This window comes from Martelella sp. FOR1707 (genome assembly GCF_053484265.1).
The window spans coordinates 184507-193285 of record NZ_JBAKFP010000010.1 but is presented as its reverse complement, the minus strand read 5'-3'; the positions used below and the strand labels follow the sequence as shown (position 1 = coordinate 193285).

The 8779-nt window shown below is 61.1% G+C and carries 13 protein-coding genes; 6 read left to right on the top strand and 7 right to left on the bottom strand.

The window, feature by feature from the left end:
* Positions 1-149 precede the first annotated feature (149 nt).
* Positions 150-650: a YciE/YciF ferroxidase family protein gene (locus tag V6765_RS23140; protein ID WP_448432963.1), complete on the top strand. Its 501-nt coding sequence runs from the start codon at positions 150-152 to the stop codon at positions 648-650.
* A gap of 129 nt (positions 651-779) precedes the next feature.
* Here the strand turns inward: V6765_RS23140 and V6765_RS23135 are convergent, their stop codons facing one another.
* From V6765_RS23135 to V6765_RS23125, 3 genes are all read right to left on the bottom strand, one after another.
* On the bottom strand, positions 780-1421 hold the full coding sequence (locus V6765_RS23135; RefSeq protein ID WP_448432962.1) for a BON domain-containing protein: 642 nt from the start codon (positions 1419-1421) through the stop codon (positions 780-782).
* Between the two features lie 103 nt (positions 1422-1524).
* Complete coding sequence (locus V6765_RS23130; RefSeq protein ID WP_448432961.1) at positions 1525-2031, bottom strand: sigma-70 family RNA polymerase sigma factor; 507 nt, start codon at positions 2029-2031, stop codon at positions 1525-1527.
* 193 nt (positions 2032-2224) lie between these two features.
* The gene (locus V6765_RS23125; RefSeq protein WP_448432960.1) at positions 2225-3196 is read right to left on the bottom strand and encodes an SDR family oxidoreductase; all 972 of its coding nucleotides are present in this window, start codon (positions 3194-3196) and stop codon (positions 2225-2227) included.
* A gap of 213 nt (positions 3197-3409) precedes the next feature.
* Between V6765_RS23125 and V6765_RS23120 the strand changes: the two genes are divergently transcribed.
* Both V6765_RS23120 and V6765_RS23115 read left to right on the top strand, forming a co-directional pair.
* Positions 3410-3811 (top strand): hypothetical protein, encoded by a 402-nt coding sequence (locus tag V6765_RS23120; protein ID WP_448432959.1) that lies wholly within the window; start codon positions 3410-3412, stop codon positions 3809-3811.
* A complete protein-coding gene (locus tag V6765_RS23115; RefSeq protein ID WP_448432958.1) occupies positions 3808-5064 on the top strand; it encodes a cytochrome P450 in 1257 nt (418 codons plus the stop codon). Before V6765_RS23120 ends, V6765_RS23115 begins: the two co-directional genes overlap by 4 nt.
* Before the next feature lie 105 nt (positions 5065-5169).
* On the opposite strand, the gene V6765_RS23110 is transcribed toward V6765_RS23115, so the two are convergent.
* Positions 5170-5484 carry a DUF982 domain-containing protein gene (locus tag V6765_RS23110; RefSeq protein ID WP_448432957.1) on the bottom strand — a complete coding sequence of 105 codons (315 nt, stop codon included), beginning with the start codon at positions 5482-5484 and terminating at the stop codon, positions 5170-5172.
* Between the two features lie 14 nt (positions 5485-5498).
* The gene (locus V6765_RS23105) at positions 5499-5735 is read right to left on the bottom strand and encodes a hypothetical protein (protein WP_448432771.1); all 237 of its coding nucleotides are present in this window, start codon (positions 5733-5735) and stop codon (positions 5499-5501) included.
* A 396-nt stretch (positions 5736-6131) separates the two neighbouring features.
* Here V6765_RS23105 and V6765_RS23100 point away from each other — a divergent pair, with 396 nt between their 5' ends.
* Positions 6132-6305: a hypothetical protein gene (locus V6765_RS23100; RefSeq protein WP_448432956.1), complete on the top strand. Its 174-nt coding sequence runs from the start codon at positions 6132-6134 to the stop codon at positions 6303-6305.
* 78 nt (positions 6306-6383) lie between these two features.
* Here the strand turns inward: V6765_RS23100 and V6765_RS23095 are convergent, their stop codons facing one another.
* Positions 6384-7310 (bottom strand): PRC-barrel domain-containing protein, encoded by a 927-nt coding sequence (locus V6765_RS23095; protein ID WP_448432955.1) that lies wholly within the window; start codon positions 7308-7310, stop codon positions 6384-6386.
* Between the two features lie 142 nt (positions 7311-7452).
* On the opposite strand from V6765_RS23095, the gene V6765_RS23090 reads away from it, so the two are divergent.
* Positions 7453-7719: a hypothetical protein gene (locus V6765_RS23090; RefSeq protein ID WP_448432954.1), complete on the top strand. Its 267-nt coding sequence runs from the start codon at positions 7453-7455 to the stop codon at positions 7717-7719.
* 321 nt (positions 7720-8040) lie between these two features.
* Here V6765_RS23090 and V6765_RS23085 read toward each other — a convergent pair whose 3' ends face one another.
* Positions 8041-8223: a DUF3008 family protein gene (locus tag V6765_RS23085; RefSeq protein WP_448432953.1), complete on the bottom strand. Its 183-nt coding sequence runs from the start codon at positions 8221-8223 to the stop codon at positions 8041-8043.
* Positions 8224-8461: 238 nt separating this feature from the next.
* On the opposite strand from V6765_RS23085, the gene V6765_RS23080 reads away from it, so the two are divergent.
* Positions 8462-8719, top strand: a complete 258-nt coding sequence (locus tag V6765_RS23080) for a hypothetical protein (protein ID WP_448432952.1) — start codon at positions 8462-8464, stop codon at positions 8717-8719.
* Positions 8720-8779 lie beyond the last annotated feature (60 nt).

The following is an 8779-nucleotide window of genomic DNA, read 5'->3' as shown; positions in this document are numbered from 1 at the left end:
TCCCGGCCAGCGATCCCGTTTCCGCCAGCATCACCACGACGCTTCCCAAAGGCCAGACGGGCAGGAACTGATTTGCGCTCACTGCCAGGAACATTTGCCCGGACGCCCGGTTAGGAACAGGTCAACACGCCAGTAAGGGAGCAACATCCATGGCTGAGAAGACACTCAACGACCTGTTCTACGAAACGCTTCGCGACATCTACTACGCCGAGCGGAAGATCGTGAAGGCCCTGCCGCGCATGGCCCATGCCGCAAACGAGGACAAGTTGAAACAGGCCTTCGACCACCACCGCGAGGAGACCGAGGACCACATCAGCCGCCTCGAGGACATTTTCGAAATTCTCGGGAAGCCGGCGCGCGGTCGCACCTGCGACGCGATCAACGGCATTCTCGATGAAGGCGATGAGGTGATGCAGATGTTCAAGGGAACCGCGGCTCTGGATGCCGGTCTGGTCGCGGCGGCGCAGGCCGTCGAACATTACGAAATCGCCCGCTACGGCACGCTCAGAACCTGGGCCAAGCGCCTTGGCCATGACGACGTGCGGGCGCTGCTGGAACAAACGCTTTCGGAAGAAAGCAACGCCGACAGCAAGCTGACCGAGATCGCCGAAACGGCAGCCAATGCCGAGGCGGAAAACAAGGCCGCGTAAACAGCCGGGAGTGGGTGCGCCACTTCGAAGCCCGTCGCCTGCGAGCGGCGGGCTTTTTCGTGCGCGAAGCAATGTCAGCCTGCGGAAACGAACGGGCAGACGGCATGTCCCGCCGCCCGCCCAAATCGGTCACTCGTTGTTGTTCAACTGAGAGGCCGGAGAATCGAAGCTTCCCTCGGTCCTGACCCTCAGATTGTTCTGTACATGGGTAACGCCGGACACGCTGTCGACGCAGTCTTCCGCGCGGCGTTTCTGCCACCGGCCGATCACATAGCCGTCGAGTGTGACCTCGCCATTGTCGACCGAGACCGAGATGTCGCTGGCATCCAGCGTCGGCTCGTCGGTCAGGCGGTCGTGAACGTCCTCGTTGATGCGATCATCCGACCGTTTGTAGCCGCGCGGCCCCTTGCCGCGATGATCGGCCTCGCGACGGCGCTCGGCATCATCGTCGCCGAACCACGACTGCACCTCGTCCGTGGCCCTGTCCCAGAAATCGCGATCGTCACGCCCGCGCCCGCGAGGTTCGTCCCATGACCGGCGGGGGCGGGCCCGCGCCGGCGGGTAGAGACCGGGAAAAGCCGGATAGCCGAATTCGTCATAGTCGGAATAGTAGCGGTCTTCCTCGTAGCGCGGATTGCTCGGGCGACCGCGATGATCGGTGTAACCCAGATCATCCGTCTGCCAGTCTTCGGGCGCGGGTCGTCCGCGCCAGGGCCGCGACGGCATTTCCCGTTCACGGTCGCGCATGCGTCTGAATCTGTCATTAGCCATTTTTCTACTCCCTGTTTCCTCAGGATCGAGGTAGCGTCCCAACAGGGAAAACAGCTGAATGTTCCGCGACAGCGATGATCGAATCGCGCCTCAGGAAAACTGGCTACTGCACCTCGCCAAGTTCTTCGAGAAGCAGTTGACGCGCGCGGTTTACCCGGCTTTTCACGGTTCCGATCGCGCAGTCGCAGATCTCGGCGGCATCGATATAGCTCTCGCCGAGCACCATCACCAGGACGAACATTTCGCGGTAATGCGGGGGAATGCGCGCCAGCGCATCCAGCAGTTCCTGCCCCCTGACCGACCAGTCCTGCGTCGCGTCATTCTGCGGCAGACTGGCGACGCAATCTTCCTCCCCGGGCGCCTCGCGATTCCTCACTTTGATCTGGGTGTAGAAGGTATTGCGCATGATCGTGAACAGCCAGGATTTCAACCTTGTTCCCGGCTTGAACTTGTCGAGGTTGGCGACACCCTTCAGCATCGTCTCCTGAACCAGGTCATCGGCGTCGTTGGGATTGCGGCAGAAGGTTCGGGCGAATGCCCGCAATGCCGGGATGAGGTCCACAATCTCCTGACGTTGCCGGCTCCTCAGTCTCACTTCTTGCTGGTTCATCGTGGGCTCCGTCTGGATTTGGTCCCTCTGAACCTAACGAAGCTGACGGGGCGGCGGTTCCTCTCTTTCTGTTTTCTTTCATAGTTCAGGCGCTGACGCTGCGCCGGGTGGTTGTCGCGGCTGTGCCGGATTCCGGAACGTGAAATGGCGGCCGGGGCCGCCATCTGTTCGTATCGCGCCGAAATCATTGCGCTCAACCGCCACCAGTGACCGGGAACACCTCGCCGGTGATATAGCTCGCCGTGTGCGGCGAAGCGAGGAAGACATAAGCGGGGGCCAATTCCTCCGGTTGCGCGGGTCGTTTCATGGGCACAGATCCGCCGAACTGCGCAACGTCCTCCGCTTCCTTGTCCGAAGGATTGAGCGGCGTCCAGACCGGCCCGGGCGCTACGGCATTCACCCTGATGCCGCGCGGAATCAGGCTCGAGGCGAGCGAGCGGGTGAAGGCGTGAATTCCGCCCTTGGTGATAGAATAGTCGAGCAGTTGCGCCTTGCCATGGAGACCGACGACGGAACCGCTGTTCACGATCGCGCCGCCATTGGCCATATGCGGGACGGCGGCCGCGCACATGTTGTAGAGGCCGTAGAGATTGGTTTTCATCGTCTGGTCGAAATGCTCTGGGGAAAGATCCTCCAGCGCATTCGCGTGGACCTGAAATCCCGCATTGTTGACCAGTATATCGAGCTTGCCGAGCGTGGTCACAGCCTCGTCGACGAGGCTGCGGCAATAGGCGGGGTCGGCGATGTCGCCGCGGCTCAGGATGCAGCGGCGCCCTTCCGCTTCGACCGCACGCCTGGTCTCCTCGGCATCGGCTTCTTCGGAGAGATAGGAGGCGACGATATCGGCACCCTCGCGGGCATAAAGGATCGCGACGGCGCGCCCGATGCCGGAATCAGCACCCGTGATGATCGCCACCTTGTCTTTGAGCTTTTCGGAGCCCTTGTAGTAGGGCGCGCCATACATCGGGCGCGGCTCGAGTTCGTGCTCCTGGCCGGGCTTTGGCTGTCGCTGCTCGGGAAGCGGCGGCACGGGATAGCGCCTCGCGCCAGCTTGCATGGCACCGCCGGCATCCGATGATGTTGCGCGCTGATCGCGGCGGTGGATTTCATCCTGAATCTCGCGCTGGAGATTTGAAGTCCGTTCGCTCGATTGCTCGTTTGTCATGTCTGGTCCTTTCGCTGGTGTTGACCTGGCCCGGCGCTCGGGCTTTCCGGCTCATCGCCTTCCTCGTCGTAGAGACGCTCGACGGAAGCATCGCCCTCCGCCCGTTCCCGGCACGAATAACCACGTTCGCGGTACCTGCCATAGGCGATGGCGCCTCCAAGCAGCACCGCGCCGATGGCAACCGAGAAAGCCAGAGAGCTACGGAGAGAGATATTGGCTTTCCTTTCGCTCCTGATTGCGCCCGAACAGGAACAGGGGCTCGATGTTCCCGCTCGCGACCGACAAAAACGGGAACAAGCTCCGGGCACACCAGTTCTGAGGCACCTCAGTTGCAAGAAAGGAATGAACATGCCCCCAACCTTCCGTCGCTATTCAAAAGAAGCCGCCACCCGCGACACGGTTCTCCTGCGCGTGATCCAGCGCGGCGATCGCCCCGTCGGCTTTGTCGATTCGATCGACTTCGGCAATGAGGACACGCCCTTTTATCCGACCGAGGAGATGTCGATGCCTGAGGCAATCCGGCTCGCTGAGAACCGGAACGACACGGGCGGACCGATCATGGTGAAGCTGGAGGAAGACGCAGAATGGGATCCGCGATGGGGCAAGCTGGAATGAGCACGCTTGAAAAGCCGACCATCTTTCAAGACAGGACCCTCGCACTTCTGCGCGAGGGTTACCTCTTCCTGCCGCGCCGCCTCGCGACGCGAACTCCGCCGATCTGGCGCACGCGGCTGATGCTGCGCGACGTCGTCTGCATTTCCGGTCCCGAAGCCGCCGAACTGTTCTATACCGACGATACGGTGACCCGGCGCGGCGCGATGCCCGGCACGACGCTGCGCCTGCTGCAGGACAAGCACAGCGTCCAGCAACTCGACGGGGAGGCGCACCGCCATCGCAAGGCGATGTTCGTGCGCATGCTGGTCAATCATCCCTCGAATGTCGACGATCTGGTCGCCCGTTTCGAGGACGCCTGGCTGCGCAGGCTTGCAACATGGGAGAGGCGAGGGCGGATTTCGCTCGCCGCCGCCGCGGAAACAACGCTCGCCGAGGCAGCCCTGTCATGGGTCGGTCTGCCGGCCAATCAGGAATCGATAGAGCGTGACGCGCCCGTGCTTGCGGGCATGGTCGAAAATGCGGGCCGCTTCCGTCCGGCAACGGTCGCTGCCCTTCTGCGCCGCCGCCGGATGGAAAGGCGCCTGCAGGCAGAGATCAGGGCAGTCCGTTCCGGCGGGCGCAAGGTTCGCGAAGGCGCGCCGATCGCTGAGATCGCCGGCTATCGCGATGCCGACGGTCGACCGCTTCCGGCTTCCGTCGCGGCGGTCGAAGTGCTGAACCTGTTGAGGCCGATCGTGGCGGTTGGCCGCTATATTACCTTTGCCGCGCTGATGCTGCACCAGAAGCCCGCCTGGCGCGAGCGTTTCGCCGATGGCAGCCGCGAGGGCCTCATCCAGTTTACCGAGGAGGTGCGCCGCTATGCGCCGTTCTTCCCCTTCGTTGGCGGCATACTGACGCGTGACGCCGAGTGCTACGGCTACCGCCTGCAGAAAGGTCAGTGGCTGTTGTTCGATCTCTATGGAACCTGCCACGATCCGCGCTGGTTCGCGGAACCGGACGCGTTCCGTCCCGAGCGGGACCTTTCCTGGCAGAAGGACAGGAAACGCTTTGTTCCGCAGGGCGGAGGAGAAACGGCGCAATCGCACCGCTGCCCCGGCGAGAAAGCGACGGTCGCGCTGATCGCAGAGGCCGTGCGGCTGCTGACATACCATATGGCCTTTGATGTGCCGGAGCAGGAACTGGATGTTCCGCTGGGAACCGTGCCGACAGGCCCCGCAAGCGGCTTTATCCTTGAGAATGTGCGAAAACGCTGAGAAGCGTCGTTTGGCGGAGTGACTGTCTTTGCCGGTCGGCCGCGAGCGTTTCCGGAGCGTCGGGCAAAGAGCTGGTCGCTCACCCGCCGCGCCGGAACAAGCAATCTAGAGCATTGGGGGATGATGCGGCCTGGGACCGGTAGCGCCCGGCATGAAATTGCGGGCACGCCCCGAATGACCGCTGAAAAGCCCGGCCTCCAGGGCGGCGGCGATGAAGGCCTCCCGCGACATTTCCAGCCAACCCGGCTGTGCAACGGCGTGCTCGCAGCAGTTCACGGCCGCATGGTAGTGCCGCCCGCGTCGGTGCGGCCAGTTTTCCGCGAGCAGGTCGCGGGCCTGGGACGGCCCTTTGACGGCAAGCGGACCGTCTTCGCCGAAGCCAAGATATACCGGCGCGACCCACCTTGCGAAATGTCCCATTGCGGTCTCCTCCTTCATTTGTCTTCAGCCGGGCCTTCGGAGGGCCGGTCCCTATCGTCACGTCTTGTTTTCATGGCGTCGGAAAGATCGCGCTTGCGGGGATGATCGAGATTTTCCCGCATGGCATCGCGGTCCTTGCCGGGGTCGTCCTTGGCGGGCTTGTACGCGCTCGGCCGGCTTTCTTCAGGGCCTTCCCAGCGGGGCCGCTCATCGCTGGTGCCCGGAGCGGCGCCGGATGGTTTATCGGTCATGGTGTGTCCTCATGTTTCTCCAACCAGCGCCAAACCAATTCGGGCGGGTTTTGTTCCGGTCTCTTTTGCTGGAACAGGCCACGGAGGCGCGGATTGGGCATCCATGAACGAAGGCACCTTCGACTACGCAGAAACGTGAACGCCCACGGCGATCTAAATCGACCTCGGTTGCGTAAAGTGAGCGCTAACAGTTAAAAGGCTATCTGACGAGAAAACGCTCATAGATCATGGCTATCCGAGAGTTTCCTCATCTGGAAACGTAGAATTTTTTCCGCAAGCAACGATTTGCTTCTGCCAACCGATTGTGCGAGACAAATTAAATCCACCGGCGATCTGGAAACGTAGTGTCGTATGACAACTCAAAGATTATGCGCGAGAACAAAGTAAGGCAACAAGATGGCAGAAAGCAGCGATAAGCATAAAGTTTCGGAAGACCATTCCGAAGCGTTTCTGGATAGCAGGACCACAGAACTCCTCTCCCAGATCAAGCGGGAGCCTGTACCCGACCGGCTGCTCGAGCTTGCTGTGAAACTTCAGCAGGCGCTGAATGAGCGGGAGAACAAATCCTGATAAGCCAAGATTGCCGGAGACCTCGCGGAAACGCCGTGCGGATCGCACGGCGTTTGTGTACTCGGGAACTGCCGGTTTTCATCGCATCAGGAAATTGTCCGGGTTGTCCGCGAAAGCCTCTGCGTCATATGTCGGTTGCGCTTCGAGTTCTGTCTCGCTGAACGGGGTAAAGACTGCAAAATCGTCGCCGTCGCGCCGCACATCGAGATTTTGCGAGGCGATCGCCACCTCCTTCTCACCGATGCCGAGAAAGCCGCCGACATCGACGATATATGCCTGAACTTCGCCCTGTGGCCTAAGAATCACGTCACCGATGTCGCCGATTTCATCGCCACTCTCGCCATAGACCACGGCATCAAGCAATTCGTCGGCCCTCAGGTTTGCGTGGGCGACCGGCTCGGTGTCGCGCCAGGCCATACCGGCAGGCGATTGGGCAAACGCATTGTCGGCCATCCTGTCTTCGAAAGCCTGCGCATGGCCACTGTCGTTGCCTGACGTCTGATCTGTCGGCCTTGTCGAGGTTGTGTCGCCGTCGTCGCGGGAAATGTCGGTTTGCAGGTCTGCCGAGGGCCTGACCGTGCCATAGTCGAAATCAGGCGCGCTTTCCAGTTGTTCGCGGCTCGTGGCGAGCGTCAGGTACAGCATGCCTTGGTCGTCACGGTTCTGCTCGACCTTGTCGAATGGAACGGCGACGTTCTTCTCGCCGATTTCCAGAAAACCGCCAACGCCGATAATCAGACCAACAATTTCCCCATCCTGACTGATGAGCAGATCGTCGACATCGCCGACAGCTTCGCCGGTGGGACCCGGGTTGGTGTAGACCGTGCCGCCCATCAGATCCGTTCCGAGGATCTGGTTTTCTGACACCTGCACGGAGTTGATATCGGTCGTCTGCATGGCTGCCGTGTTTTGCATTGTGTCGGCATCAGTTTGGCTCTGGGCCCAGGCGCTGCCCGCCAGAACGGCGCACACGGCGGTGGTGGCTGTGAACTTGGTCATGAACATATCAATGTCCCCTTCTGTTGTTGCAGATTCTCGCAAACGGAAACGATGAATTCTGTCCCGCCCACTGACCTGCCAACCGTGAACGCGACGCGATGTTCCCGACAAACCGAGGGCGCTTTTGGGCCGCTGGAACAAAACCGGCATGCGCCTGTTCGGCGCCAAACGGACATTCACAGATGGAGATTGTGACGTGGCGAAAGAGAACAAACCGGCCAGCGATCAGACACGTGGATCGACCATCCCGCAAGAGAAGGCGAAACAGGGAACGACAGTCCTTCGAACGCGCTTTGCACGGATCGTCTTCGTTGGCGGACTCGTCCTCTTCATCTTGCTGGCCCTCTCAACGCTCTTTTTCCCATGGCGTGAGGACACAGGTCAGCAGCCGGCGAGCATAACGTTGCCGGAGTGACGACCCGAGGGCAGGGGCCGCGAAAGGCGGTCTGTGTCTTAACCGTGCGAAAACATAAGAATGGAAACTCGAACTCCACCCAAAAGGGCCAGGCGTGCGCGCCGCTCTCCAAGTTTGCATGATCCTCGCCATCTCGATCGCGCTGGCTGTGCTCGCCTCAGCAGTAGCGGAACTCTACTGCCATCTGGCGATTGCTCGGCGGATCCGATGGAGAATGCCGACCCTTCGGCCCTCGACCGGCAGACGACGTCCTCCGAGGAAAGAGCGCTGCCCCCGGTTAATGAGTGACAAGGCCGGAGAACGGAAGGCCGCAGGCGTGGCTCAGGATTTGTGTTCAGGTTTTCCCTTGCGCTTTCCGGATGCCAGATCGTCCAGCTCCTTCTGCGACATTGACTTTTCCATCTGCCGCGCCGGCCCCTTGAGGTCGCTTTTCTTCTGTTCGCCGCGCTTTGCGGCAAGCGCCGCGCCGGCGGCCTTCTGCTGGGATTTTGATTTCGCGGGCATGTCAGCTCCTCGGTCTGATGGGCATTGCCGCCCAACAGGCGAGGCCGGCATATGTTCCCGCCGCGAACAAAAAAGCGTTTCAGCCGTTTGGTCACACCATCGATTGAGACAATTCAAGAGGACATCCCATGGCCGATATCGTTCGAACTGCGAGTAAAGACCCGACGCGGAGATTTTTCGGGAACCAAACCGGCGAGCTGATGATTGGGCAGGGCGAACATTGCAAAGGAGTGTCCGTATGACACAGACCACGACAGATCACGCAGAAATCCGCCGCTGGGCCGAAGCCCGCGACGGTCGGCCAAGCATCGTACCGGCGGGTGGCGAAGGCGGCATCCTGCGGATCGATTTCGCCGAGCCGGAGGAGAACCTGGAGCCCATTGAGTGGGAAGAGTTCTTCCGTATCTTCGAACAGAATGATCTCGCCTTTCTCTATCAGGAAGAGACAAGCGACGGCGAGACGAGCCGGTTCAACAAATTTGTTTCGCGGGCATGAGGCCCGACGGCCGGACGACCGCGAGCCTGCCTCGCGGCCAACTCCGGACCTGAGTTTCAA